The sequence below is a fragment of the Mesorhizobium sp. CA12 genome (assembly GCF_020165255.1).
Taxonomy (GTDB): Bacteria; Pseudomonadota; Alphaproteobacteria; order Rhizobiales; family Rhizobiaceae; genus Mesorhizobium.
In genome coordinates this window covers 175,585-200,943 of sequence record NZ_JAIUHT010000009.1, presented here as the reverse complement: position 1 = coordinate 200,943, position 25,359 = coordinate 175,585, and the positions used below count along the sequence as shown (strand labels likewise).

At 64.3% G+C, this 25,359-nt stretch carries 30 protein-coding genes and 2 pseudogenes; 16 read left to right on the top strand and 16 right to left on the bottom strand.

Annotated features, from left to right (window positions below):
- Positions 1-69: 69 nt before the first annotated feature.
- Entirely contained in the window at positions 70-1,089 is a 1,020-nt protein-coding gene (locus LB520_RS17105) for a LacI family DNA-binding transcriptional regulator (protein ID WP_224638255.1), read from the top strand.
- On the opposite strand, the gene LB520_RS17100 is transcribed toward LB520_RS17105, so the two are convergent.
- From LB520_RS17100 to LB520_RS17085, 4 genes are all read right to left on the bottom strand, one after another.
- Positions 1,079-1,879: an inositol monophosphatase family protein gene (locus tag LB520_RS17100; RefSeq protein WP_140845309.1), complete on the bottom strand. Its 801-nt coding sequence runs from the start codon at positions 1,877-1,879 to the stop codon at positions 1,079-1,081. The genes LB520_RS17105 and LB520_RS17100 overlap by 11 nt on opposite strands.
- A gap of 67 nt (positions 1,880-1,946) precedes the next feature.
- Complete coding sequence (locus tag LB520_RS17095; protein WP_224548866.1) at positions 1,947-2,945, bottom strand: LLM class flavin-dependent oxidoreductase; 999 nt, start codon at positions 2,943-2,945, stop codon at positions 1,947-1,949.
- A gap of 3 nt (positions 2,946-2,948) precedes the next feature.
- Positions 2,949-3,770, bottom strand: a complete 822-nt coding sequence (locus LB520_RS17090; protein ID WP_224638254.1) for an arylamine N-acetyltransferase family protein — start codon at positions 3,768-3,770, stop codon at positions 2,949-2,951.
- Positions 3,771-3,958: 188 nt separating this feature from the next.
- Entirely contained in the window at positions 3,959-5,125 is a 1,167-nt protein-coding gene (locus LB520_RS17085; RefSeq protein WP_224638253.1) for an AI-2E family transporter, read from the bottom strand.
- A 261-nt stretch (positions 5,126-5,386) separates the two neighbouring features.
- On the opposite strand from LB520_RS17085, the gene LB520_RS17080 reads away from it, so the two are divergent.
- Both LB520_RS17080 and LB520_RS17075 read left to right on the top strand, forming a co-directional pair.
- Positions 5,387-5,950, top strand: a complete 564-nt coding sequence (locus LB520_RS17080; protein WP_095769461.1) for a carboxymuconolactone decarboxylase family protein — start codon at positions 5,387-5,389, stop codon at positions 5,948-5,950.
- A 138-nt stretch (positions 5,951-6,088) separates the two neighbouring features.
- Complete coding sequence (locus LB520_RS17075; RefSeq protein WP_224638252.1) at positions 6,089-6,928, top strand: helix-turn-helix domain-containing protein; 840 nt, start codon at positions 6,089-6,091, stop codon at positions 6,926-6,928.
- Between the two features lie 27 nt (positions 6,929-6,955).
- On the opposite strand, the gene LB520_RS17070 is transcribed toward LB520_RS17075, so the two are convergent.
- Positions 6,956-8,017, bottom strand: a complete 1,062-nt coding sequence (locus LB520_RS17070) for an LLM class flavin-dependent oxidoreductase (protein WP_224638251.1) — start codon at positions 8,015-8,017, stop codon at positions 6,956-6,958.
- Positions 8,018-8,245: 228 nt separating this feature from the next.
- Here LB520_RS17070 and LB520_RS17065 point away from each other — a divergent pair, with 228 nt between their 5' ends.
- Entirely contained in the window at positions 8,246-8,674 is a 429-nt protein-coding gene (locus LB520_RS17065; RefSeq protein ID WP_095769468.1) for a DUF6481 family protein, read from the top strand.
- Positions 8,675-8,747: 73 nt separating this feature from the next.
- On the opposite strand, the gene sugE is transcribed toward LB520_RS17065, so the two are convergent.
- A complete protein-coding gene (gene sugE / locus LB520_RS17060; protein WP_095769469.1) occupies positions 8,748-9,062 on the bottom strand; it encodes a quaternary ammonium compound efflux SMR transporter SugE in 315 nt (104 codons plus the stop codon).
- 186 nt (positions 9,063-9,248) lie between these two features.
- Entirely contained in the window at positions 9,249-9,374 is a 126-nt protein-coding gene (locus LB520_RS29150; RefSeq protein ID WP_095769470.1) for a hypothetical protein, read from the bottom strand.
- A 198-nt stretch (positions 9,375-9,572) separates the two neighbouring features.
- On the opposite strand from LB520_RS29150, the gene LB520_RS17055 reads away from it, so the two are divergent.
- Positions 9,573-10,532: a cation diffusion facilitator family transporter gene (locus tag LB520_RS17055; RefSeq protein WP_095769471.1), complete on the top strand. Its 960-nt coding sequence runs from the start codon at positions 9,573-9,575 to the stop codon at positions 10,530-10,532.
- A 35-nt stretch (positions 10,533-10,567) separates the two neighbouring features.
- Positions 10,568-10,972, top strand: a complete 405-nt coding sequence (locus tag LB520_RS17050) for a GFA family protein (protein ID WP_224609050.1) — start codon at positions 10,568-10,570, stop codon at positions 10,970-10,972.
- A gap of 301 nt (positions 10,973-11,273) precedes the next feature.
- Here the strand turns inward: LB520_RS17050 and LB520_RS17045 are convergent, their stop codons facing one another.
- Positions 11,274-12,527, bottom strand: coding sequence for a DNA recombination protein RmuC (locus tag LB520_RS17045; protein ID WP_224638250.1), 1,254 nt, complete (start codon positions 12,525-12,527; stop codon positions 11,274-11,276).
- A 103-nt stretch (positions 12,528-12,630) separates the two neighbouring features.
- Between LB520_RS17045 and def the strand changes: the two genes are divergently transcribed.
- The 5 genes and pseudogenes from def (at position 12,631) to truA (ending at position 15,673) form a co-directional block, all read left to right on the top strand.
- Positions 12,631-13,161 (top strand): peptide deformylase, encoded by a 531-nt coding sequence (def, locus tag LB520_RS17040; RefSeq protein WP_224638249.1) that lies wholly within the window; start codon positions 12,631-12,633, stop codon positions 13,159-13,161.
- 108 nt (positions 13,162-13,269) lie between these two features.
- Positions 13,270-13,398, top strand: a pseudogene (locus LB520_RS17035) (plasmid stabilization protein); the annotation flags it as partial.
- A 57-nt stretch (positions 13,399-13,455) separates the two neighbouring features.
- Complete coding sequence (gene fmt, locus LB520_RS17030; RefSeq protein WP_224638248.1) at positions 13,456-14,391, top strand: methionyl-tRNA formyltransferase; 936 nt, start codon at positions 13,456-13,458, stop codon at positions 14,389-14,391.
- On the top strand, positions 14,388-14,894 hold the full coding sequence (locus tag LB520_RS17025) for a GNAT family N-acetyltransferase (RefSeq protein WP_095769476.1): 507 nt from the start codon (positions 14,388-14,390) through the stop codon (positions 14,892-14,894). Before fmt ends, LB520_RS17025 begins: the two co-directional genes overlap by 4 nt.
- Before the next feature lie 23 nt (positions 14,895-14,917).
- Positions 14,918-15,673, top strand: coding sequence for a tRNA pseudouridine(38-40) synthase TruA (truA, locus tag LB520_RS17020; protein WP_224638247.1), 756 nt, complete (start codon positions 14,918-14,920; stop codon positions 15,671-15,673).
- 21 nt (positions 15,674-15,694) lie between these two features.
- On the opposite strand, the pseudogene LB520_RS17015 reads toward truA, so the two are convergent.
- From LB520_RS17015 to dapE, 3 genes and pseudogenes are all read right to left on the bottom strand, one after another.
- Positions 15,695-15,956: pseudogene (locus LB520_RS17015) on the bottom strand (type II toxin-antitoxin system ParD family antitoxin).
- Positions 15,957-15,975: 19 nt separating this feature from the next.
- Positions 15,976-16,581, bottom strand: a complete 606-nt coding sequence (locus tag LB520_RS17010; RefSeq protein WP_224638282.1) for a transporter — start codon at positions 16,579-16,581, stop codon at positions 15,976-15,978.
- Positions 16,582-16,583: 2 nt separating this feature from the next.
- Positions 16,584-17,783, bottom strand: a complete 1,200-nt coding sequence (gene dapE, locus LB520_RS17005) for a succinyl-diaminopimelate desuccinylase (RefSeq protein ID WP_224638246.1) — start codon at positions 17,781-17,783, stop codon at positions 16,584-16,586.
- A gap of 174 nt (positions 17,784-17,957) precedes the next feature.
- Between dapE and LB520_RS17000 the strand changes: the two genes are divergently transcribed.
- A complete protein-coding gene (locus tag LB520_RS17000) occupies positions 17,958-18,986 on the top strand; it encodes a 2-dehydropantoate 2-reductase (RefSeq protein ID WP_224638245.1) in 1,029 nt (342 codons plus the stop codon).
- Here LB520_RS17000 and LB520_RS16995 read toward each other — a convergent pair.
- Genes LB520_RS16995 through dapD form a run of 3 tightly spaced genes read right to left on the bottom strand, consistent with a single transcriptional unit; the run spans position 18,901 to position 20,925 of the window.
- Complete coding sequence (locus tag LB520_RS16995) at positions 18,901-19,668, bottom strand: hypothetical protein (RefSeq protein ID WP_224638244.1); 768 nt, start codon at positions 19,666-19,668, stop codon at positions 18,901-18,903. The genes LB520_RS17000 and LB520_RS16995 overlap by 86 nt on opposite strands.
- 6 nt (positions 19,669-19,674) lie before the next feature.
- Positions 19,675-20,046 (bottom strand): DUF805 domain-containing protein, encoded by a 372-nt coding sequence (locus tag LB520_RS16990; RefSeq protein ID WP_140635861.1) that lies wholly within the window; start codon positions 20,044-20,046, stop codon positions 19,675-19,677.
- A 24-nt stretch (positions 20,047-20,070) separates the two neighbouring features.
- On the bottom strand, positions 20,071-20,925 hold the full coding sequence (gene dapD, locus LB520_RS16985) for a 2,3,4,5-tetrahydropyridine-2,6-dicarboxylate N-succinyltransferase (RefSeq protein ID WP_224638243.1): 855 nt from the start codon (positions 20,923-20,925) through the stop codon (positions 20,071-20,073).
- A 144-nt stretch (positions 20,926-21,069) separates the two neighbouring features.
- On the opposite strand from dapD, the gene LB520_RS16980 reads away from it, so the two are divergent.
- Positions 21,070-21,909, top strand: coding sequence for an LOG family protein (locus tag LB520_RS16980; RefSeq protein ID WP_224638242.1), 840 nt, complete (start codon positions 21,070-21,072; stop codon positions 21,907-21,909).
- A gap of 28 nt (positions 21,910-21,937) precedes the next feature.
- Here the strand turns inward: LB520_RS16980 and LB520_RS16975 are convergent, their stop codons facing one another.
- Both LB520_RS16975 and LB520_RS16970 read right to left on the bottom strand, forming a co-directional pair.
- On the bottom strand, positions 21,938-22,561 hold the full coding sequence (locus LB520_RS16975) for a response regulator transcription factor (protein WP_318012100.1): 624 nt from the start codon (positions 22,559-22,561) through the stop codon (positions 21,938-21,940).
- A 292-nt stretch (positions 22,562-22,853) separates the two neighbouring features.
- A complete protein-coding gene (locus LB520_RS16970) occupies positions 22,854-23,531 on the bottom strand; it encodes a sensor histidine kinase (protein WP_224638281.1) in 678 nt (225 codons plus the stop codon).
- Between the two features lie 253 nt (positions 23,532-23,784).
- Here LB520_RS16970 and LB520_RS16965 point away from each other — a divergent pair, with 253 nt between their 5' ends.
- The 3 genes from LB520_RS16965 to LB520_RS16955 all read left to right on the top strand — a co-directional run bounded on the left by LB520_RS16965 (position 23,785) and on the right by LB520_RS16955 (position 25,307).
- Positions 23,785-24,201, top strand: a complete 417-nt coding sequence (locus LB520_RS16965; protein ID WP_176477154.1) for a hypothetical protein — start codon at positions 23,785-23,787, stop codon at positions 24,199-24,201.
- A 192-nt stretch (positions 24,202-24,393) separates the two neighbouring features.
- On the top strand, positions 24,394-24,846 hold the full coding sequence (locus LB520_RS16960) for a hypothetical protein (protein WP_224638240.1): 453 nt from the start codon (positions 24,394-24,396) through the stop codon (positions 24,844-24,846).
- Positions 24,846-25,307 carry a hypothetical protein gene (locus LB520_RS16955; RefSeq protein WP_224638239.1) on the top strand — a complete coding sequence of 154 codons (462 nt, stop codon included), beginning with the start codon at positions 24,846-24,848 and terminating at the stop codon, positions 25,305-25,307. The genes LB520_RS16960 and LB520_RS16955 overlap by 1 nt, the downstream gene beginning before the upstream one ends.
- Positions 25,308-25,359: the final 52 nt, after the last annotated feature.

The following is a 25,359-nucleotide window of genomic DNA, read 5'->3' as shown; positions in this document are numbered from 1 at the left end:
GGGTGGCTAAACGTTTCGAAAATGACGGTGTCAGGGCGGAAAAAACAGCGGAAATCCACGGCGCCGACCATGCTGCATGTGGCTGAGGCGGCGCGTGTGTCCGTGGCCACCGTATCGGCAGTGCTCAACGGCACCGCCACCGTCAGTCCGGAGCTTACCCAGCGCATCGAGCAGGCGATCCGCGACATCGGCTACAAGCGCAACGCCATTGCCCGCAGCCTCAAGATGGGCACCACGCGGACCATCGGCCTGACCGTGCCGCATATCACCAACCCGTTCTTCACCGATGTCGTTTCGGTCATCCAGCAGGCGTTCGACCGCGCCGGCTATGCCGTGATGCTGTGCTGCACGGACGAGGACCTGAACACGCAGGACGACCAGATCCGGCTGCTGCTCGACCGCATGGTCGACGGGCTGATCGTAGCGCGCGTCGGCGACGGCGGCATCCTGAAGGGCATCGTCGGGGACGCCAACGTGCCGGTGGTGCTGCTCGACCGCCTCTGCGAAGGCGTCGACACCGATGCGGTGGTGCTGGACAACGAGCGCGCCGTGTTCGACGCCGTCACCTATCTGATCCATCTCGGCCATCGCCGCATCGGCTATATCACCGGCGCCTCCGACATATCCCCCATGCATGACCGCATGATCGGCTACCGCGAGGCGCTGCAGGTTGCCGGCCTGCCAGTGGCGGAGGAGCTCATACGCTCCGGCAATTTCCACGAGATCGACGGCTATAACGCCACAATGCAGCTGCTTTCGCTGCACGACCGGCCAAGCGCGATCTTCTCGGCCAACAATCCGATGGTGATCGGCACCATGAAGGCGATCCGCGACATCGGCCTCAGCTGCCCCGAAGACATTTCGGTCGCCTGCTTCGACGATTTTCCCTGGTCGGACGTGTTCGTGCCGCAGCTGACCACCGTGGCGCAGCCGGTGCAGGCGATCGGCGAGCAGGCGGCGAACCTCCTGCTCGACCGGCTGGCCGGCAACAGGGAGGCGCCGCCGCGGAAGCTCGTGCTGAAGGGCCGGCTGATGATCCGCAATTCCTGCCGGCCGCTGGGCGCGCTCGCGCAGAGCGTCAGCGCGTAAATCCGAAGGAGCTCTCGCCTAGCAGCTGCAGCCTCGGAAAGATGCCCCGGCCGCCGGCGACCACACGGGTGCCTTTGCCGATCACCGTCTTGGGGTCCGCTTTCAGCACCGTGCCGCCGGCCTCTTCGACCAGCAGCATGCCGGCCAGGCAATCCCAGGCGTTCATGTGCTCCTCGAGATAGCCGAGCAGCCGGCCGGCCGCCGCATAGGCAAGCATGAGCGCTCCGGAAGCATTGCGGTAGAAGACGCCGCCCTCGCCCATGATCAGGCCGATGAGAATGACGACATTCGTGGTCGAGGCGCGGTTGGAGAGCCCGGTGCCGACGGCGCCGTCGGAAAGCGACGCCGCATTGCTGGCCTTGATCGGCTTACCGTTAAGGAAGGCGCCGCCGCCGCGGCGGGCGTAGAACGTTTCGTCGGTCGAAGGTTCGTGGATAACGCCGACGATCGTCTCGCCATCCCTGGCACAGGCGATCACCACGCACCAGGCGGGAATCCCGCGCACGAAATTGGCGGTGCCGTCGATCGGGTCGATCACCCAGACATGACCGGTTGTTCCGGTCACCGCCGCGTGCTCCTCGCCGACGATGCCGTCTTGCGGATAGGCCTCGGCGATCGCGGCGCGGATGAACAGCTCGACCTCGCGGTCGGCCTCGGAAACCAGGTCCTGGTGGCCCTTGCTCTCGACGGCCAGGTTGTCGAGGTCGCGAAAATATTTCAGCCCCAGCTCGCCGGCGCGCCGCGCCAGGTCGATGGCAAAATGCATGCGGTCGTCGAGATCATGGGTCATGTGCAGGCTCGCGCGTTGGCGGGGAGCCTGCCCTTAACAGATGGGTATGTCAGAAGCCATGGCGCCGTCAGGCCGCCTTCGACATCGATTTGTGCACGTCAGCGAGGATCTCGAAGGAGCGCACGCGCGCCGCATGGTCGAAGCACTGCGCCGTCACCATCAATTCATCGGCGCCGGTGCGGCTTATGAAGGCGTCGATGCCTTGGCGCACCGTCTCCGGCGAGCCGACGACGGCGCAGGACAGCGCCTGGGCAAGCATGGTTTTCGCCGCAGGGTCGAGGTCGCGGTCGTAATTCTCGACCGGCGGCGGCAATTGGCCGGGCCGGCCGCTGCGCAGATTGACGAAGGCCTGCTGCAGCGAGCTGAACAGAAGCTTCGCCTCGGCGTCCGACGGCGCGGCGAAGACATTGAGGCCGAGCATGACATAAGGCTTGTCGAGTTGCGCCGACGGCTGGAAGCGCGTGCGATAGACCTCCAGCGCATGATCGAGCTCGGCCGGGGCGAAATGCGAGGCGAAGGCGTAAGGCAGGCCGAGAAGGGCTGCGAGCTGCGCGCCATAGAGGCTGGAGCCGAGGATCCAGACCGGCACGCTCTGGCCCTCGCCGGGCACGGCGCGGATGCGCTGGCCTTCCTCGGCCGGCTGGAAATAGCCCATCAGCTCGACGACGTCCTGCGGGAAATTGTCGGCGCTTTCGAGATTCCGCCGCAGCGCCCGCGCGGTCAGCATGTCGGTGCCCGGCGCGCGGCCGAGGCCGAGATCGATGCGGCCGGGGAAAAGTGCGGCCAGCGTGCCGAACTGCTCGGCGATCACCAGCGGCGCATGGTTGGGCAGCATGATGCCGCCGGCGCCGACGCGGATCGACTTCGTCCCGCCGGCAACATGCGCGATCACGACGGACGTCGCCGCGCTCGCAATGCCCGGCATGTTGTGGTGCTCGGCCAGCCAGTAGCGCCGGTAGCCCAGCCGCTCGGCATGGCGGGCAAGGTCGAGCGAATTGGCAAGCGACTGCGAGGCGGTGCTGCCTTGCGTGATCGGCGACAGGTCGAGAACCGAAAGGGCCGTCATTGGTCAGGTCTCCACGATGCGTTTTTCCCGCAGCCTCGCCTCGAAGGCGGCTGGGTCGGGAATGACGATGGCGAGCTGGTTCTCCAGCACGCCGGCGAGCTCAGCGGCGGTCGCGATCTCGCGCTGCTCGCTGCTACCGCCGGCATGATGTGTCGACAGCCGGTTGTTGCGCAGCGCATAGCGCCGGTCGGGCAAGGCGAGCGCGGCCACCAGCGTGGTCAGGAAATGCGAGCTCGGATGGGTCGACAGGAAATGGCTGCCGACCAGGTAGTCGACCTCATAGGCCTGGCTCATGTCGAAGCGGTAGAGCGTGCGCCAATCGCTGCCAATGCCTGCTTGCAGGCGAAGATCGTCGCCGGTCTCGACGATGCGGAAGGCCTCGTGCGGTGTCTGCTGCACCAGCCCGGGCTCAAGCAGCAGCGGCGCCGTCAGCGTCAGGCCGCCGAAGCCGACATCGGCAATATAGGTGCGGCCGCCGAGCTCGACGCGCAGCAGCATATGGCTGCGCGCGGTGACGGCATCGTCAGGCTGGCCCCACAACACGCGCGCCGCCAGCCCGCTGGTCGTGAAGCCGAGCGCCTTCAGCGCATGCATGAAGATGAGATTGTGCTCGAAGCAATAGCCGCCGCGGCCCTGGCCAAGAATCTTGTCCTGCAGCGAGGCGATGTCGAGCCCGACGGAAACGCCCATCAAGGCGTCGATGTTCTCGAACGGGATCGCCTGCGGGTGAGTTGCGTGCAGCGCCTGCAGCGTGGCGAGCGAAACGTCGGTCGGCCCGTCATAGCCGATGCGGGCGAAATAGCCATCGAGATCGAAGTCGCTCATTCAGGGGCAGGTCCGGCTTGACCGGCCCGATATAGGCACTGCCCGCCAACGCTGCAAATAACGGCCACGCTTTGCGATTGGGCCACATGCCAATGCATGTCGCCCGGAAGTGCGCAGCGGTTCTGGGACAACGACGAAACAAGGCCCCTGGAGCGCGACGTCTGAAATCCATTTCAGCGCGACGTGCTTTAGGCCGGTTTGTGATTGTTTTCGGCCGACTCTTCCTCGATGGCCATGGACTGCTGCGCCGCCAGGAAGTTGCCGACATGGCTCAGGCCCTCGAAATGGTCGCAGAAGACCTTGATGACGACCAGCAACGGCACCGCCATCAGCGCGCCGACGAAGCCCCACAGCCAGGACCAGAAGGCGATGGCGATGAAGATCGCCACCGCATTGATCTCAAGGCGCCGCCCGACCACCGTCGGCGTCACGAACTGGCCTTCGATGATGTCGCACAGCACCACGAAGGCCGGCGCCAAGAGCGCATAGGCGATCGTGTCGAAGCTGATCAGCGCGATGACGGCGACAATCACGACCGTCATCAGCGCGCCGACATAGGGCAAGAAATTCAGCAATGCCGCCATCGCCCCCCAGACGAGCGGGTTGGGCATGCCGAGCCCCCACAAGCCCAGCCCGATCACCGTCCCGAGACTTACATTGATGATGGAGACCGTGAGCAGATAGTGCGAAATCTCGCGCTCAACGTCATAGACGATGCGCAGCGCCCGCTTCTTCTGCGTCATGCTGGCGAAGGATTGGACGATCTTCTCGTAGAACAGCGTGCCGGAGGCGAGCAGGAACAGCGACAGCACGAACACGATGGTGATCGCGGTGCCTGCTTCCAGGATGTTGCTGGCCGCCGTGGACAGGATGCCGGAAGGCGCTACCGCGACCTGCTGAAGGCCGGGTTCCTGAGACGTCTCCGTCAGCGCCTCCAACTGATGTGCGAGGTCCATCATTCGTTCGAGCGGCCGCTTGAACGGGGCCAGCCGCTCTGTGAGCTGCTGACCGATCGAATAGCTGTTGTTGATGAGGTCGATGACCGGACCGCTGAGCAGATAGCCTGCGGCGGCGAAGACGAAGATCGAAAGCAGCACCAGCAGCGTCGCCGAGACAACCTCAGGGATGCCGTGCTTGCGCAGCAAACGCACGATCGGCGTCAGCGTCAGCGCCAGCAGGAAGGCGAGTATCACCGGCATGAAGAAGGCGCGCGCGAAGTACAGCGCCGCCGCCGTCATCAGAATGAAGATCCCGATCACCAGCGACCGCGTCAAGCGCATGTCCGCCCGGGCGCTGGCACGCGGATCAGGGCTTTCGGCAACGCTCGCGCCCGAAACGATCGGCTCGGCTTTCATCGGTTCCCCTTGCAAGCCCACCACCCAAACAATGAATGCATGGCAGGCTTTTGGGCGAAACGCGGGAGTTCCGGGCAAGGTTCCATGAGCCGGCTGTCCGCGGCATCGCACATGCGGTCGCGCTATTACATGACGTGTAATTGAGCCGCTGCGCCGGCCAGGCCTAATACGGGGCAGGCTTTTGCGACGACAGAGCAGAAGGCTGGCGCGGCGACGACTTCGTCCGCGCGATCACATCCGATTTTGCAAGAGGACGTTACAATGCAAAGGTTCAACCTCCAGACGATCGGCTCGGCACCCGAAAAATCCAGGCCTGCGCTCAAGGCGTTGGAAGAGAAGTTCGGCTTTCTTCCGAACGTCATGGCGACTATGGCCAACAGTCCGGTGCTTCTCAACGGATTCGTCGCCACCTTCGGCAGTTTTCACGGCGGCAGCTTCGATGAAATCGAAAAGCAGGTCCTGCTGCTTACCAATGCGGTGACGATCAAGTGCCCCTGGACCGTTGCCGCGCATTCGACATTCGCCATCGAAGACGGCATCGACGAGGGCGAAGTCCAAGCGATCCGAAAGGGCAGGCTGCCAGCCAACCCGAAATACGCGGCGCTCTCGGCGTTGACGAAGACGTTGATCGAAAAAAAGGGAAACGTCACCGATGCCGACATCGATGCGTTCACCGCGGCGGGTTACTCGAAAGCCCAAGTTCTGGAGGTGGTGACCGGCGTCGGCGTTTCGACCATGGCGGCAACCACGACCAACATGGCCGGTACGCCGATCGAGGAGCGCTTCCGGGCGCAGGCATGGTCTCCGCTCGCGGTGGCAGCCTGACCCGCATAAAAACCGAGACCTGGAGCGCGACGCACTTCAGCGTGATTGGCGGCGCATGGATCGGCACGATCCTTGCGCCGCCAAAACTTGAGCCGGATTGAAGCGTATCGCAGCGGCGGTGCCCGAGGATTGCTCACCATGAACCCGTCGAATATCAGGACAGGCATGACGCCCGATCTGGGTGTGCTCTTGCGCCACTGGCGCGATTTGCGCGGCACAAGCCAGCTCGATCTGTCGCTTGATACCGGCATCTCCCAACGACAGATCAGCTTCATCGAAAACGGACGCAGCGTGCCCAACCGCGAAACCCTGATGGCTATCGCCCGGGGGCTCGATGTGCCTTTACGCGAGCGTAACACATTGCTGCTCGCCGCGGGCTATGCGCCGATGTTTTCCGAAAGCGCGTGGGATTCGGTGGAAATGAAAAGCGTTACCGACGCCCTGACGCGCATCCTGCGGCAGCACGAGCCCTTTCCAGCAGTCGTGATGGATCGCTACTGGAACGTGCTCATGGCCAATGAATCCGCGCCGCGCTTCTTCGGCTGCTTCATCGACATGTCCGCCCGCCAGGGACCGCGCAACATGTTGCATCTGATGTTCGATCCGCAAGGCATGCGTCCGTTCATCGCCAATTGGCCCGATGTCGCCAGGAGCTTGTTCGAGCGTGTCTATCGCGAATCCATCGGCCGCGTTGTCGACGAGAAGACGAAGGCCCTGCTGGCGGAATTGCTCGCCTATCCGGATGTTGAAAACGAATGGAAAAACCCGGTGGCACTGGGCTTCACGCCAGTCATTCCGCTGGGGTTCGTCAGGGAAGGCAGGGTTCTCAACTACTTTTCGATGGTCACCACGGTCGGGACGCCGCAAACCGTCGCTGCCCAGGAACTGCGTGTCGAGTGCATGTTCCCGGCCGACGAGGCAACTGAGGCGCTTCATGCCGAAATGATGGCCGTCGGCGCCGGGCATCCAGCGGCCTAGCATCTGGAGACCGGCGTCGACTGCCGCTCAATCGACCGGCGCCGCGACGGCGGGCGCGGTTTTGGCCGTCTCCTTGCGCACGACCGGTGCCACCCTGGTGCCGTAAAGCTCGATTGCCTTCATGATCTTGGCGTGCGGCATGGTGCCGATCGCCATCTGCAGCAGGAAGCGGTCGTTGCCGAAGATCTTGTGCTGGGCGACGATCTTTTCCGCCACGGCCTCAGGATTGCCGACGAAGAGGGCCCCACTGGGACCCCGCGCGTGATCGAAATGCGCGCGCGAGGTCGGGCCCCAGCCGCGCTCGCGGCCGATGCGGTTCATCACCTCGGCCTGCGGTCCGTAGAAATCGTCGGCCGCCTGTTCGGTCGTCTCGGCGATGAAGCCGTGCACGTTGATGCTGGTGGCGAGGCTGGCCGGATCGTTGCCACCGCGCCGCGCCGCCTCGCGATAGATATCGAACAACGGCGCGAAACGCGCCGGCTCGCCGCCGATGATGGCCAGCGCCAGCGGCAGGCCGAGCACGCCGGCGCGCGCGGCGGATTGCGGCGTACCGCCGATGGCGATCCAGACCGGCAGCTTTTCCTGCAACGGACGCGGATAGACGCCGCGGCCGTTGATCGGCGCGCGCAGCTTGCCCTGCCACGTCACTGTCACCTGGTCGCGGATAGCGAGCAAGAGGTCGAGCTTCTCGGCGAACAGCTCGTCATAGTCCTCGAGATTGTAGCCGAACAGCGGGAAGGATTCGATGAAGGAGCCGCGTCCGGCCATGATCTCGGCGCGGCCGCCGGACAGAAGGTCAAGCGTCGCGAATTGCTGGAAGACGCGCACCGGATCGTCGGAGGAAAGCACCGTGACCGCGCTGGTCAGACGGATGCGCTTCGTGCGCTCGGCCGCCGCGGCCAGCGCCACCACCGGCGCCGAGGCGGCATAGTCTGGACGGTGATGCTCGCCGAGGCCGAACACGTCGAGGCCGACCTGGTCGGCCAGCTCGATTTCCTCGACGAGGTCGCGCAGCCGCTCATGCGGGCCGATCGCGCCGGGGCCCGGCTCCGGGCTGACATCGGCGAAAGTGTAGAGACCGAGTTCCATCTGGTTGCGTCCTCAATGTCCATGTCGGCATTTGTTGTCGGCGCTAGAGGTAACCATCCGCCGTTCTGCCCGCCAGACGCGCGATCTGTGAACAGTGAATCGCGCTGCCGGGCCGTATCCCTGCGGCAACAAGCCCGGATTTTTCATGGCTGCCATACCGTTTTGGCGCTTGAACTTACCGCTTTCACGCGTATGTAAGCGTCGCGAATAGACTGCAGGGAAGTACACTTGGCTATCTACAGGGAAAAAGACATTTTCGAGCGGCGCAATGCCGCGAACGAGGCAAAGAAGGCGCTGCTCGAGCGCTTCAAGGCAAAGCCGGCGGCGGATGATCCGACAGTGCTGGCTCGCCAGGCCGAACGCAAGGCGATCCTTGAGGCCCGCGCCATCCGCGAGGCGGAAAAGGCAAGGCTGAAGCAGGAAAAGCTGGCACGCGAAGCGGCCGAGAAGGCCGAGCGCGAGGCGATTGCCGAAGCGGCGCGTCTCGCGGCGGAAGCGGCGGCGGCCGAAGAGGCCAAGCGCCGCGAGGCCGAGGAATCCGAGCGCATCGCTTTCGAGCTTGCCGATGAGGCCGCGCGCAAGGCCAAGCGTGACGCACGCTACGCCGCGCGCAAGGCACGTGTCGGCCGTACGCCTCCGGGCTTCTCCGCCCGCTAGGTTTGGATTCGTTGGAAATTAAGTCAGGGTCGCCGAAAGCGGCCCTGAACGCGTTTGTGCTACGGATAGCGAACTAGGCGACCAGTTTCAGCCCGACGATGCCGCAGACGATCAGGCCGATACAGGCGAGCCGGACGATCGTCGCCGGCTCGCCGAGCAGCCAGATGCCGAGCAGCGCCGTGCCGACGGTGCCGATGCCGGTCCACACCGCATAGGCCGTGCCGACAGGCAGCGTCTTCAGCGCCAGCCCGAGCAGGCCGAGGCTGACTATCATCGAGGCAATGGTGAGAAGGGTCGGCAGCGGCTTGGAGAAGCCGGCGGTATATTTGAGGCCGATGGCCCAGCCGATCTCGAACAGGCCGGCGAAGAAAAGAAAAATCCAGGACATCGAAGATACTCCGTCGTTCCAGCATCGCCTGAGATGCTTGGCGGCGGGTCGTCCCGGCCGATTTTCGGGGAAGCGAGGTCGTCTCGCCCTTTGATATGGCGTAGCCTCGATCAACAAAACACCGGCAGCATTGTCATGCCGCCGGTTCAAAGTCAGCATTGAGCCGGGTCGACCGAATTCGGCCGCTTACTTTTCCTTGATACGCAACGCCTTGACCGGCGGCGCCTTCGGAGCCGGGGCCGCGGCGGGCTTCTTGGCGTCCTTCTTCGGCTTGCGGGCTTCCTTGCCCGCCTTCATCGCACCTTTAGCCATGATTCGCTCCTCCGATTGTGGACGTGCGAGTGAAACAAGAGAAATGCCCGGCTGCAAGAGGCTGTGCCGCTTTGCGAAGCCGGTCGACCGGCTGTCAACCGATTTCCGGGCACAGCGCGGTTCGAAACCTCGCAGGGGCTGGTGCATTGTCTGTGAGGCGGGCCGCTAGGCTCGGGCGCGGGGCAGCTCGGAGATCGGATGGCAGGACATAGCGGGTCGAGACGGGTGATCTACGCCGCGCTCGCCGGCAATTTGGCGATCGCGGCGACCAAATTCGCGGCGGCCGCCCTCACCGGTTCGTCCGCCATGCTGTCAGAAGGCGTGCATTCGCTGGTCGACACCGGCAACGGCGCGCTGCTCCTCCACGGCATGCGCCGCGCCGCACGGCCGCCCGACCGCACCCATCCGCTCGGCCACGGACGCGAGCTCTATTTCTGGAGCTTTATCGTGGCGCTTCTGGTGTTCGCGCTCGGCGCCGGCGTCTCATTCTATGAAGGCGTCATCCACATCATGGCGCCCGAGCCGTTCGTCGACGCCAAGGTCAACTACATCGTGCTTGCCCTTTCCTTCGTCTTCGAAGGCAGCTCATGGCTGTTAGCGCTGAAGGAGTTCCGGCAGCAGAAGGGCAAGCAGGGCTGGCTGCAGGCCGTGCAATCGAGCAAGGATCCCAGCGTCTATACGGTGCTGTTCGAGGACAGCGCCGCGCTGCTCGGGCTGGCAGTCGCTTTCGCCGGCATCCTGTCGGCCCAGCTTCTGGAAATCCCCGAGCTCGACGGCCTCGGCTCGATCGGCATCGCCATCATCCTCGGCGCGACCGCCATCTTCCTGGCGCGCGAGAGCAAAGGGCTGCTGCTGGGCGAACCTGCCTCATCCGAAGTGCAGAAGAAGGTGCTGGCGATCGTCCAGGACGATCCGGCGGTGCAGCGCGCGAACGGAATCCTGAGCGTCCATATCGGGCCGGAGGAAATCGTCGCGGGCTTGAGCATCGAATTCGAGGATCATCTCAGCGCGCCCGATATCGAGGCCTGCGTCGAGCGCCTGGAAGCCAGGCTCAAGAAGGAAATGCCGCAAATATCGAGGCTCTTCGTCAAGCCGCAGGCAACTGGCACATGGGAGCGGCGGCGCAAGGCCATGGCCGAGGCCTCGGAGGAGGGATAGATTTTGACAGCGCGAACTTGTCAGGAGGAAGGCCTATGAAGATCGACGGCGGATGCCATTGCGGCGCGATCGCCTATGAGGCGGAGGTCGATCCGGAAAAGACCTCGATCTGCCACTGCACCGACTGCCAGCAGCTGACCGGCACAGCTTTTCGCGTGACGGTTCCGGCGCCGGAAAGCGACTACCGTATTACCCGCGGCGCGCCGAAGGTCTATATCAAGACCGGGTCGAGCGGCGCCAGGCGGGCGCAGGGCTTTTGCGGCGAGTGCGGATCGCATCTTTACGCGACGTCGGTGGGAGACGGCCCGAAAATCTACGGCATCAGGGTCGGCACGGCGCGTCAGCGCGAGGAACTCGTCCCGAAAAAACAGGTCTGGCACCGCTCGGCGTTGCACTGGCTGCCGGAATTCGAAGGCATGACGACCATCGAGGAGCAGTAGCATGTCGGATCGGCCCGCTGGCGGAAGCCTCGGCGATTGGCTGACTGTTTCGCGCCTTCGTCATCCTCGGGCATGACCCGAAGATCCATGCCGTGACCGATGTGAGGGGCTCGGCGGAGCAAAATTCCTAGCCGTCTCAAATGCGTTAGCTTCATGGCATGCATTCCAGGGTCTGCGCGCGTCGCTTCGCTCCTTGCCCCGCCTTGGAATGACGAAGTGATCGGCGTTCCAGCTAATCTCCAAGGAATGCGACCTCGCCATCGAAGGAAGAATCGATCGTTCCAACGTTGGCGTCGAGCGACTACTCGTCGCCCTCGACGACGCGCAGCCTGAGCTGTCCCGTCTTGGAGTCCGCCACCCGCGCGCCGGCGTCGGCCTTTGGCGCTGCGCTTCGCGCGGCCTCGGTCTCGCCTTCCGCGAATTCCAGCGCCTCGATCTTCTGGCCGCGCTTGGTCACCTTCGACGTCGACACCAGGATGTCGTCGATGTCGCGCGCCGCCTGGCCGAAATGTGTCTGCAGCCGACGTACCCGCTCGTCGACCCGCGCCACATCCTCCATCAGGCGGATGACCTCGCCCTGGATCAGATGCGCCTGCTCGCGCATGCGCGCGTCCTTGAGGATCGCCTGGATCACCTGGATCGACAGCATCAGCAGCGAGGGCGAGACGATGACGACGCGGGCGCGATGCGCCTTCTGCACCACCGCCTCGAAATTCTCATGGATCTCGGCGAACACCGATTCCGACGGCACGAACATGAAGGCGGTGTCCTGTGTCTCGCCCTGGATCAGGTATTTTTCGGCGATATCGCGGATATGCACCTCGATGTCGCGACGGAAAGCCTGGGCCGCCACCTTCTGCATGGTCTCGCCCTCGGCCGCGCGGATGGCGTTCCACGCCTCCAGCGGAAACTTGGCGTCGATGGCGAGTGACGGCGCGCCGTTGGGCATCCGCACCAGGCAATCGGGCCGGCTGCCGTTGGAGAGACTGGCCTGGAACTCGTAGGCGCCGTGCGGCAGGCCGTCGGCGACGATCGCTTCCATCCGCGACTGGCCGAAGGCGCCACGCGTCTGCTTGTTGGAGAGGATAGCCTGCAGCTGCACGACCTGGCCGGCCAAGGACTGGATATTGCCTTGCGCGGTGTCGATCACCGCCAGCCGCTCCTGCAGCTTGGCCAGGCTCTCATGCGTCGACCTGGTCTGCTCGGCCATGGTCTGGCCGAGGCGCCCGGTCATGGCGTCAAGCCGTTGTCCAAGCGACTGGGTGAGCTCGGCCTGCCGCGCCCCGAACACCTCGGCGATCGCCCCCATGCGCCCCTGCATCTCGGCCTGCGCCTGCATGATGTCGGCCATCCTCGCCTCGGCATCGCGGGCATGGTCGGCGGCTTCGGCAGCCGCCGCCGCGCGTGCCCCGGCCGCGCGCCACAAGGCGACGACGAGCGCCACAGACAGCGCAAGCAGAAGGATCGCGCCGAAAGCCAGCGCCTGGCCAAGCGTCACGGTCGTGGCGCCAAGCCGCGCGATGGGCTCGGAAAGGACGGAGGTCATGTCGTTCATTTGGGCAGCATAACCGATTCGGCCTCCTGGCACAGATCAAAACGTGAACAGGTCAAAGATGCCCCGGTTGACGCTTTTCAAGCGAGGTCTTAGGTGAGACGCCATGTCGATCAAGCCGCTCATCATCCTTCCCGATCCCGTCCTGCGCCAGGTTTCCAAGCCGGTCGAGCGCGTCGATGCCGATTTGCGCAAGCTCGCCGACGACATGCTGGAGACCATGTATGACGCGCCGGGCATCGGCCTCGCGGCGATCCAGGTCGGCGAGCCGCGGCGGCTGCTGGTCATAGACCTTGCCAAGGAAGGCGAGGAGCCTCAGCCGCATGTCTTCATCAATCCGGAAGTGCTCGAAAGTTCCGACCAGCGGTCCGTCTATGAGGAAGGCTGCCTGTCGATCCCCGACTATTACGCCGAGGTCGAGCGCCCGGCTTCGGTGCGGGTGAAGTATCTCGACCGCGACGGCAAGCTGCAGGAGATGCAGGCGGAAGGCCTGATGGCCACCTGCCTGCAGCACGAGATAGACCATCTCAACGGCGTTTTGTTTATCGACCACATCTCGAAGCTCAAGCGCGACATGGTGGTGCGGAAGTTCAAGAAGCTCGCCAAGGACAAGGCGCCGGGCAAGATAGTGGGCTAGGCGACGCCTTTCCGCGCCTGAAAGAACCCTGGATCATGATATCAGTCGAAGGTTTCGATGGGCGACACCCCGATCAGCAACATTCCTGAACCTGGCCCAAAGCCACAAGTCTCCACATGGGATGCGATCCGCAGCGCATTTGTGTCTGAAGACGCGATCAGCGACGAATTTGCCGATATGATGAATGAGATCGAGGCTCAGAGGAAGCGCGATTTCGGCCGCGATTTCGACGATTGATCGAGATTCGCGAAAGCAAGCGCCAAAGCGGGCGGTAGGAAAAGGAGCACATCCGTCATGCCGCTTCGCGTCATCTTCATGGGCACGCCGGATTTTTCCGTGCCGACCTTGCGCGCCATCGCCGAGGCCGGCCATGAGATCGCGGCCGTCTACACCCAGCCGCCGCGCGCCGCCGGCCGGCGCGGGCTGGAGCTGACGCCCTCGCCGGTGCAGCGCGAGGCCGAGCGGCTGGCGCTCGACGTTCGGACGCCGACGTCGCTGAAAAGCGAGGCCGAGCAGCAGGCTTTTGCCGCCTTGCAGGCCGATGTCGCGGTGGTCGTCGCCTACGGCCTGCTGCTGCCGAAAGCCGTTCTGGACGCGCCAAGGCTGGGCTGCCTCAACGGCCATGCCTCGCTTTTGCCACGCTGGCGTGGTGCTGCTCCGATCCAGCGCGCCATCATGGCCGGCGATAGCGAGACCGGCATGATGGTCATGAAGATGGAAGAGGGTCTGGACACCGGGCCGGTGGCAATGGTTGAAAAAGTCGCCATCGCGCCCGACATGACAGCCGGCGAATTGCATGACCGACTGATGATTCAAGGCGCCTCGCTGATGGTTGAGGCGCTCGCGCAGTTGGGGATAAATTGTCTGACATTTACCCAACAGGCAACGGCAGGGGTGACCTACGCCCGAAAGATCGATAAATCGGAGACACGCGTAGACTGGACGCGGCCTTCTGGCGAAGTCCACAATCACATTCGCGGCCTCTCGCCCTTTCCGGGCGCGTGGTGCGAGGTCGACATTGGCGGCCGCATGGAGCGGCTGAAACTGCTTCGTTCGACGCTCTCGGATGGCGTCGGCGAGTCGGGAGGAATTCTCGATGACCGGCTGACGGTCGCCTGCGGGACAGGCGCGGTCAGGCTGGTCGAAGTTCAACGGGCGGGCGGAAAGCCTGCCACTGCGCAGGAGTTTTTGCGCGGAGCCAAGATCGAAAAAGGAACGAAACTCACATGAGCATGATGTCGATACGCGCGGCGACGCCGCGGGATCGCGAGGCGATCCGCCTCGTCGAAGAACATGCCTTTGGCCAGCAGGCAGAAGCCGGCCTGGTCGACGCGCTTGTCACTGGCGGCGATGCCGTCGTCGAGCTGGTTGCAGAGGAAGACGGGCAGGTCGTCGGCCATATTCTTTTTTCGCGACTGTTCGTTCAGAACGGCACCAAGCAGTTCGCCGCCGTCGCGCTGGCGCCGCTGGCGGTCGAGCCGTCGTTCCACGGCACCGGCATCGGCGGCGCGCTGATCCGCGAGGCGCATGTCCGCCTCAAGGAAGCCGGCGAGATGCTGGCCGTGGTGCTGGGCGATCCGGTCTATTACGGCCGCTTCGGGTACGCCCATGCGCGCGCCGCAGGATTCGAGAGCGAGTATCAGGGCGAGGCGCTGCAGGCGCTGGCCTGGGGCGACGCGCCCGAGACCGGCAGGCTGGTCTACGCTTCCGCCTTTACCGCTTTAGCCGCCTAGGCGAGCGGCAAGCGCCGCAGGACATGCCGCGTTTTCGGCTCGATATCGAATATGACGGCAGCCAATTCGCCGGCTGGCAGCATCAGGCCGACCAGCCCTCGGTGCAGCAGGCGATCGAGCAGGCGATCGAGAAGTTCTGCGGCGAAGAGGTAAGAATACGTGCCGCCGGCCGCACCGATGCCGGCGTGCACGCCACCGCGCAGGTCGCCCATGTCGACCTGGCCAAAGCGTGGTCGGGCGACAAGGTGCGCGACGCCGTCAACGCGCATCTGCATGCGGCCGGCACGCGTGTCGCCATTCTGAAGGCTGCCGTCGTCGCCGACGGTTTCGACGCGCGGTTTTCCGCCACCGGCCGGCATTATCTTTATCGCATCCTCAACCGCCGGGCGCCGGCGGCGCTGGAAAAGGGCAAGGTCTGGTGGGTGCCGAAGCGGCTCGACGCCGAGGCCATGCATGAGGCTGCCAAGGTGCTGCTCGGAAAGCATGACTTCACCACCTTCCGCTCAACCCAGTGCCAGGCCGAAAGCCCGGTCCGCACGCTTGATCGCCTCGACGTCAGCCGCGATGGAGACTTCATCGAGCTGCGCAGCTCGGCGCGCTCTTTTCTGCACAACCAGGTTCGCTCGATGGTCGGCTCGCTGAAGCGCGTCGGCGACGGCTCCTGGAGCGCCGCCGATCTCAAGGCGGCGCTCGAAGCGCGCGACCGCGCCGCCTGCGGCCAGGTAGCGCCGCCGGACGGGTTGCTTCTTGTCGGGGTGGATTACCCGGAAGGCGTCTGAACGCGGTCTCGATCAGGCGCCTCACGGTTTCTTCTGCGAGTGGGTCTCATGTCGCTTGCGCGCCCGTTGGGCCATTTCCGCAGGCGAAATGACTTTGCCAGGGTTTGTCTTCAACGCATCATAGGTCGGTGCGACTTCCTCGCGGAGCCAGCGCTCCACCGCGGCGTCGCGCTCCTGAAGGGCGCGAAGCCCAGCGCGGAATGACTTCGCTGCTGGTCGCATAGGTATCCGAGCGGACGAGTTGATCGATGAAGGCGGCTTGCTCCGCCGGCTGAAGATGCATCTTTCGGTGTCGGGCAGGATCAACCCGTCGTGCCGTCCGGTATGTCGATGCCGAGCAGCGCCTGCAGGCCGAACAGGACCAGCAGCGAGGCAACGAACATGCCGATGAACACGGCCGTGCCCACCGCGGCGCCTTTGCCGATGGTTGTGTTGGTCATGCGCCAGGTCAGCACCATCGACAGGGCGAACAGCGCCAGCGACACCAGGCTGCTGACCTCGCTGGCGGAAGGCAGGAGCAGCCTGAGCAGCGCCGAGGGCAGCATCAGCCAGGCGATGATTGCCGACGCCCAGTTGGACGCGACGACATAGTGGACGAAGCGGCCGCCGATGCCGGCGCGCGGCGCCACCAGCGCAAGCACGACCAGCGGCAGCACCCAGGAGCCGATATCGACGGTCGCCAGCCTTACCAGCATGACGAGGCGCCCAGCGAAGGCATCGGGGTCGCCGACCTCATTGGCTATCCCGACCCAGCCGACGATCAGCGCCGGCGCCGCCACGACGATGGCAAAGAAGGAATTCCAGAAACCGTCGGCCGAAAGGTCGAGCAGGCGCAGGCCATCAGCCTTGCCGAACATCAGGCGCCAGGCACCGGCCAGCGAAGCATAGGTTTCGTCTGACGAAAGCATGGTCACGAAAGGCCTTGTCCGAACCAGTCTTCGATAAAGCGTTCGTAGATTTGCGTCAGCGTCTCGAGGTCGGCAAGCGCGACGCGCTCGTCCACCATATGCATGGTCTTGCCGACCAGCCCGAACTCGACCACCGGGCAATAATCCTTGATGAAGCGCGCGTCCGAAGTGCCGCCGGAGGTGGAGAGCGCCGGCCTCTTGCCGACCACCGCCTTGACCGAACCGCTCAGCGTATCGATCAGCTTGTCGTCGCGGGTGAGGAAGACATGGCTCGGCCGGTCGCGCCAGACAAGCTCGTAGTCGACCGGCGCCTTCTTGCCCGGCCGGTATTTCTTGCGCCCAGCGGCCTGGTCGAGCCGGTTGTGGATCTCGGCCTGGACCGATTCGGCGTCCCAGGTGTCGTTGAAGCGGATGTTGAAAATGGCTGTCGCCTTCGCCGGGATAACGTTGGTCGCCGCATTGCCGACATCGATCGACGTCACTTCGAGGTTGGTCGGCTGGAAATCCTTCGTGCCCTTGTCGAACACCGGATGGAGCAGCGCGTCGACCAGGCTCATCAGGCCACGCACCGGATTGTCGGCAAGCTGCGGATAGGCGGCATGGCCCTGGCGTCCGTTGACGGTCACGCTGCCCGACAGCGAGCCGCGCCGGCCTATCTTGATCATGTCGCCGAGCGCATCGGGATTGGTCGGCTCGCCGACGATCGAGGCGTCCCACTTCTCGCCCTTGGCCGCTGCCCAGTCGAGCAGCTTGGTGGTGCCGTTGATGGCCGGACCTTCCTCGTCGCCGGTGATCAGCAGCGACACCGAGCCTTTCGGGCCGCCATTCTGCGCGACATGGCGCGCAACCGCGGCGATAAAGCAGGCGATGCCGCCCTTCATGTCGACGGCGCCGCGGCCGTACATCTCGCCATTGGCGATTTCGGCGGAGAAGGGCGGATGCGTCCAGGCCGCCTCGTCGCCCACCGGCACCACATCGGTATGGCCGGCAAACATCAGATGCGGGCCGTTGCCTGAGCGCCGCGCATAGAGATTTTCGATGTCCGGCGTGCCGTCTTCCGAGAAGATTGGACGCTCGACCGAAAAGCCGAGCGGCTTCAGCATATCTTGCAGCGCGGCAAGCGCGCCACCCTCGGCGGGCGTCACGGACGGGCAGCGGATCAGGGCGGCAAGATTCGCGGCGGGATCGGTAGGCAATGTCATGGGCAAAGCGATAGTCGAAAGCGTTTGTCGTGTCACGGTGGCAGATGATCGCCGCTCATGTCGCCGACAATATGGTTTTCATGACGGGTAAATGCATGTCGCCCGCAAGTGTGCAGCGGTTCTGGGAGAGCGACATGCATAATAGTAAGATGCCGGCCAAGCGAGGACGAGCGCATGGCCCGTGAAACGAAGACGATCGCAATAGCCGGCGCCGGCAGCATCGGCTGCTATGTCGGCGGCTGCCTGGCGCTCGCCGGACGCAAGGTCGCCTTCCTCGGCCGCGGCCGTGTCGTCGCGGCCATGCGCGAAAGCGGGCTGCGCGTCAGCGATCTTGATGGCCGTGAATGCCGCATCGAAGCGCAAGCGATTTCGGCCTCCGACGATCCGGCAGCAGCGCTCCCCGATGCGGATGTCATCCTGGTGACGGTGAAGAGCGGCGCAACCGAGGAGATGGCCGGGCTGGTCGCCGCCCACGGACGCGCTGATGCCGTGGTGGTCAGCCTGCAGAACGGCGTCGACAACGCGGACAGGCTGCGCGCCGCGCTTCCTGGACGGCGGGTGCTGACCGGCATGGTGATGTTCAACGTCGTCCTGTCGCCCGATGGCGAGGCGCCATTGCGTGCGCATCGCGCCAGCCAGGGCGAGGTGATGATCGACCACGGCGTCGACGGCCTTGTCGATCTGCTCGACGTCGATGGGCTTGCCGTCGAAGCGCGCGCCGACATGAAGGCGGTGCAGTGGGGCAAATTGCTGATGAACCTCAACAATGCCCTCGTCGCGCTTTCCGACCTGCCGCTGGCGAAGCAATTGGCCGACCGAAGCTGGCGCGTCATCCTGGCCGGCCAGATCGATGAAGCGCTCGCCGCGATGTGGGCGGCGGGCATAGCACCTGCGCGCATCACCGGCCTGCCGCCGTCGCTGCTGCCGAAAGTGCTGCGGCTGCCCGACTGGCTGTTCGGGCTTCTGGCGCGTCGCATGCTTGCGATCGACCCTCAGGCGCGCTCGTCGATGTGGGACGACCTGAAACGCGGCCGCCCGACCGAGATCGACGAATTGCAGGGCGCTGTCATTCGCCTGGCCAGGCAAACGGGCATACCGACGCCGGTCAACGAACGCGTCACGACGCTGGTGCGTCAGGCGGAAGCGGAAAAGCGCGGTCCGCCCGGCCTCGGGCCGGAAGCGGTCGGCGGCGGTCCTCGATGAGCGTGATCTTCTGCCAGATCTTGCGCGACAGGTTGGAGCTCAGATTCTCGATATCGTTGACGGCATTGACGACGACATCGTCATTGACCGATTGCGCGAACAGCGCCGCGACCTTGCCGGCGATCGACAGCATTTCGGAGCAATAGTCGAGATAGCGCGCCAGGTCGGCCGCATCGGTGATGCGGGCGGGCGAGTGCGAGGTTGGCTTGAAATCGGCCGACAAGGTCGCCGGATCCTTGGTCAATTGATGCATGTCGATGACATGGATCAGCGAGCGCAGCCCGTGCAGCTGCCGGAAAACCTTCTTGCGCTTGATCCGCTCCTCGGTGCGGATCAGCGCCAGCAGCCCCAACGCGGCGAGGATGACCGTGTTGATCGTCGCCTCGATGCCTTGCATCGACTGCACGGCATCGTCGGCGCCCGAAATGCGGTCGAGCGGCAGGATGGTGCCGACGAACAGGAACATCGCCACGCCGGCGACGAAGGCCGCGACGATAACGCCGCGCAGCCACCAGATCGGCGCTTCCAGTTCCTTGGCGGCCTTGGCGAGGTCGCGCGACAGCGACACCAGTTCGGCGGCAACGGCGCGCAGGCCCCTTTCCGGGAAACGCTCCGCGACGCGCTCCTCCAGCCTTTGCGCAGTCTCGATGATCCGCGTCGGATCGAGCGTGCGATAGCGCATGCGACCTCAGCTATCGCCCGGCGCGTTGGTGCGCCTGCCGTAGCGGTTCGGTCCGGGATCGCTGCGGAAACAGGCCAGGATGATGAGCAGGATGGGACCGATGATGAGCGAGATCAGCGCAAAATAGGTCGGCTTGCCGAAATCATGGAAGCGCTTCGCCGTCACCGCGAACGTGGCCCAGGCCGAGATCAGCAGCACGCCCCAGCATATCATGGCCCAGTTCTGGCTGGCGGTCGTGTTCAGCTCCACCCGCGCGAACTGGTAGAACGGGAAAAACTGGACAAGGACCAGCAAAATCCCGGCCAGCGCATAGGCGACCGGGCTCAGCCGCCCCGAAAGGCTGAAGAACAGCCAGAGGAATTGCGATCGTTCAGCCAATGGCTTCCGCTCCGTCGTGGAGGATCAATCGCGCAGCAATTCGTTGATCGAGGTCTTCGACCGGGTCTTGGCGTCGACGCGCTTGACGATGACGGCGCAGTAGAGGCTCGGGCCCGGCTCGCCATTGGGCAGCGGCTTGCCGGGCAGCGATCCGGCGACGACGACCGAGTTCGGCGGCACCTCGCCGTAAAAAACCTCGCCGGTGGCACGGTCGACGATCTTGGTCGACTGGCCGATGAACACGCCCATGCCGAGCACCGAGCCTTCGCGAACGATGCAGCCTTCGACCACTTCGGAGCGCGCGCCGATAAAGCAATTGTCCTCGATGATGGTCGGGCCGGCCTGCATCGGCTCCAGCACGCCGCCGATGCCGACGCCGCCGGAAAGATGCACGTTCTTGCCGATCTGGGCGCAGGAGCCGACCGAAGCCCAGGTGTCGACCATGGTGCCGGTATCGACATAGGCCCCGACATTGACGAAGGACGGCATCAGCACGGCGCCCGGCGCGACATAGGCCGACCGGCGCACGATCGAGGACGGCACGGCGCGGAAGCCTGCCTTCTCGAAGTCGACGGCGCTCCAGCCGTCGAACTTGGACGGCACCTTGTCCCACCACACCGCCTGGCCGGGACCGCCCTTGATGATCTCCATCGGGTTCAGCCGGAAGGAGAGCAGCACCGCCTTCTTCAGCCACTGGTTGACGTGCCACTTGCCGTCGCCCTGCCGTTCGGCGACGCGGGCGACGCCGCGGTCGAGCAGGTCGAGCGCCGACTGGATGGCGTCGCGCGTCTCGCCGCGCGTCGCGGTCGAAATCGCGTCGCGCTCCTCGAAGGCCTTCTCGATGGTTCTTTCGAGGCTCGCCAGATCGGGCTTCGACATGATTTCGCTCCATTACCAAGCTGTTAAGGGGCCACGCCTTAACCTGTTTAAAAGTCGCGCGGACCCTATGTTAAGGCTCAATGGGGGTCAATCGCGCCTGCGGCACGGGACGGCGCAAGTGAAGGAATTGGACGGGTGGATTCGATGACTCCCATGGAAAAGGCAGGGTGGACGCCGCTGCCGCATTCGGACGAGGATCTGGAGCGCTCGAAAGGCGTGCCGGATACCCCGCAGACGCGGGCCGAGACCTACCGGCTGGCCTGGAACGATCCCGAGTTCATGACGCGTCGCGAATTGCGCGCCGTGCGGCTGCAGCTCGAGCTTCTGAAGCCGGAAATGATCCTGGCCGAACGCGGCATTCATTCGACCGTCATCCTGTTCGGCGGCGCCCGCCTGCCGGAACCCGGCGGCGAGGCCTGGGCGGCCAAGAACGAGACGCAGAAGAAGAACCTCGAGGCGAACAGCAAATATTACGAAGAAGCGCGCAGATTCGCGCGTCTGTGCTCGCAGCAGTCGGCCACCTCCTATTATCGTGAATATGTCGTCGTCACCGGCGGCGGGCCCGGCGTCATGGAGGCAGGCAACCGCGGCGCCGACGATGTCGGCGCGCCGTCGATCGGGCTGAACATCGTATTGCCGCACGAGCAGGCGCCCAACGCCTATGTCACGCCGGAGCTGTGCTTCAACTTCCATTACTTCGCCATCCGCAAGATGCATTTCGTCATGCGCGCCAAGGCGGTCGCGGTGTTTCCGGGCGGCTTCGGCACGATGGACGAGTTCTTCGAGACGCTGACGCTCATCCAGACGGGACGCATGGAGCGCGTCCCGGTCATCCTGTTCGGCAAGGCGTTCTGGCAAAGGGCGATCGATCTCGATTTCCTCGCCGAGCAGGGCACGATCTCGCCCGGCGACCAGGACATCATCGATTTCGTCGATACGGCCGAAGAGGCCTGGGAGATCATCCGCCGCTTCTACAAGCTTTAAGGGCGGCAAAACAAACCTGCCGGCCTGCCTACACCGGCAGCTCGACCAACCAGCCATTCGAGTGCGCGAAACGCACAATCGCCGCCCGTGAGTGCAGCGCGAGCTTCTCGGTTGCCCTGGTGCGGTAGGTCTCGATCGTCTTTATGCTGAGGTTGAGCCGGGACGAGATTTCCTTGTTGCTGTAGCCGAGCGCCACCAGCTGGATGACCGACCGTTCCCGTTCGCTGAGATTGCCGGGATCGCCCTGGGTGGTGCCGCGCGGGCTCAATATACGCGCGGCGAGCGCCGGATCGACATAGTTGTCGCCGGCCAATACGCAGCGGATGGCCTGCAGCAGGTCCGTCGCCGTCGACCGCTTGACCACGAAGCCGCGGCCGCCGGCCGCAAGCACCTGGCGCAGGCAGCCTGGGTCCTCATGCGCCGTCAGCGCTATGCAGCTGACCTCGGGAAAGCGTTCGCCAAGCCGTTCGATCAGCGTGACCCCGTTGACGCCCGGAAGCGATATGTCGACCACGGCGACATCGGGTAGCGTCTTGCCGATCCCTTCAAGGGCATCCTCGGCATTTCCGGCCAGTCCGACGATCGTCAGATCGTCCTGGCTGTCGATCATCGCGCCGACTCCGGACAGGATGATCGGATGGTCATCGACCACGAATATGCGCCTGCAGCACACCTTAACCTCCATCAGTCTGCCAAAGGCCCTGTCACGCGGAAAGGGTCCTCTTGTCCTTGATGGTCTAGGCAACTGGCCCGCCTGGCGCGGGACGCCCGTCTGTTCTGGCCGCCTGAACGGCCGCAACGGGTAAGCCATCCCCCGCCTAACCCAATGAAGCCGGACTGTAAGCCACCGCTAATGTCCGGGATGTGCAGCGCTTCACGTAACCCCACCTGACACCGAAGATGCCGTTTCAGACCTGTTCGCGTCTTGTCGGCCGGACCGTCGATCAGCCGGCCAGAGGCACATCGGCGTAAATGGTGGTCCCCTTGCCCCTGGCGGTTTCAACCGACAATTTGCCACCGACCAGCGCCAGCCGCTCCCTCATTCCGGCAAGGCCCAAATGGCCCGGACCCGGTTCGGCGCTGGCGTCGAAGCCGCGGCCGTCATCCTCGATCGTCAGGCGTATCCGATCGTCCTGGATGTGCGCCGTGACGCTTACGCGGCCCGGCGCGGCATGCTTGCCGATATTGGTGAGCGCTTCCTGCGCAATGCGGTACAAAGTGAGCGCGATCTCGGCAGGCGGCGGGCTCGACAGGGCTTCAAGATCCATCTCGCATGCAATGCCAAGTTGACCGCAAAGCATGATGGCCAGGTCCTCGACCGAAGCTCTGAGGCCTTGGTGATCGAGGTCCGCGGGTCGCAGGCTCCAGGCGGCGTCATGCACCCTGGCGCTCAGCTGGTCGATAAGCATCGCGGCGCGCTCGAGGCGGACGTCCATCTCCGGCGAGCCGGCGCGAACGATGTGCAATTCGAGCGCGACGCTGGCGAGCAGCTGGCCAAGATCGTCATGCAGCTCGCGCGACAGGCGCAGGCGCTGCTCTTCCTGCACGGCAACCAGATGCCGCGCCAGACCACGGCGCTTTCCCGAGCTTTCACCTTTGCCGGTGTCGATGCCACCCTCCACCGTCAACGCCGCGCCCGCGAGAAGAGGCGCAAGGGTTGATGCTGTGCGCAATATACACCCGGCATACGCCTTTATGCCTGTCAGTTTTTTCCTGATTGCTTCAACTTTTCCTGACACGGGGGTCAGCAGAAAAACCGGCCGCACCTGCCGATCAGCCCGAATTCATGGGCGCTATTTCCGCGTGCATCCTTAGGGCGTCCTCCCGGTCATCTTGAGCTGGCCGGGAAGCTCAACACCAACCAAGGAGAACGTCATGAGAAAGATCATCCTGGCCGCGGCCGTGCTGTCGGCTCTGACCGGTTCGGCATCCGCATTTTCGGTCGGTAGCGGCAACGGCAACGGCAACGGCAATGTCGGCGTCGGCAACGGCAATGGGAACGGCAACGCCAACACCGGCGCCTTCAACGGCAACTTCAACGGCAACGGCAATTTCGGCTTCGGCAACGGCAACGGGAACGGCAACGCCAATATGGGCGCCTTCAACGGCAACTATAACGGCAACCTCAATGCCGGCGCCGCCAACGGCAACGGCAACGGCAACGGCAATTTCGGCCTCGGCAACGGCAACCTGAACGGCAACGGGAACTGGGGCATCGGAAACGGAAGCGCCAACGGCAACGGCAACGCCGGTGTCGGCAACGGCAACGGAAACGGCAACGGGAACCACTAGTCCCCGCCCAACCGCCGGCGTCGCCAAGCTTCAGCTTGGAAAGACGCTGATGGCTCTGGGACCGTCGAGCCAAGCGCCCGTCCCCCGCGCAAGGCTACCGCGACATGTCGCCGGCGGTCCCAGTCCTTTTCGCCCAATCCTTTTTGCAACAGATCCCAATTTCAAAAGCTAAGCCATGGAAGGAGCTCGCAGATGAAACGCTACGTCATACCGGCGCTATGCCTGGGGTTGTTGAGCGCAACCGCGGCGAAGGCTGACACCACGACGGGCAGCCAGGCCTTCGGCATGTCGGCCGTCCAGGGAGCGATCGGCAAATACGGCCAATCCATCGGCGCGAACGTCAGGGGCATGAACCCGCTCGGCAATTTCGGCGGCAATGTCGGCTACAAGAACAGCGGTACGGGCAATGTCGGCGCCTTCAACAGCGGCACCGGCAATGTCGGCGCTTTCAACGGCAACAACAACACCTCGCCGACAAGCGGCAACGGCAACATTGGCGCCTTCAACGGCAACTCCAACACCGGCCAATATAACGGCAACAGCAACATCGGTGCCGGCAATGGCAACTTCAACGGCGGCAACTTCAACGGAAACGGCAATGTCGGCGCCTTCAACGGCAACTCCAACGGCCGGGGAAACCGCTGATGACCGGCTTGAGCTCATCCACCCGGCCTCGCAGGCGCCGGGTGGCGGCGAGGCTGCTTGACGGCAACGGCCTCGCGCTGGGCACGCTGCTTGCCGCGTTCCTGGCCGCCGACGGCTCGACACTGGTCAGGATTGCCGACCTTCCAATCGGGGCCGGTATCGCCAACGGTCTTGGCAATACCGGAAATTTCAACGGCAACGGAAATTCCGGCAACTTCAACGGCAATGGCAACAGCGGCAATTTCAACGGCAACGGCAATGCCGGAAGTTTCAGCGGCAACTTCAATGGCGGCAGCTTCAACGGCAACGCCAATTGCGGCAATGGCCATGGCAACGGCTATGCGTCGGACGGCAAAGGCAACGGTAAGGGCGCCGGCGGTGCTCCGGCCTGGTGCCGGTATCTGAAGGACTTGAATGGCCGGCTGGGACTGCCGCCCGGCACGATTCCGGACTTCGACTAGAGCAATTCCGGGAAAAGTGCGCAGCGGTCTTCCGCCCGGAATTGCGTTTCGC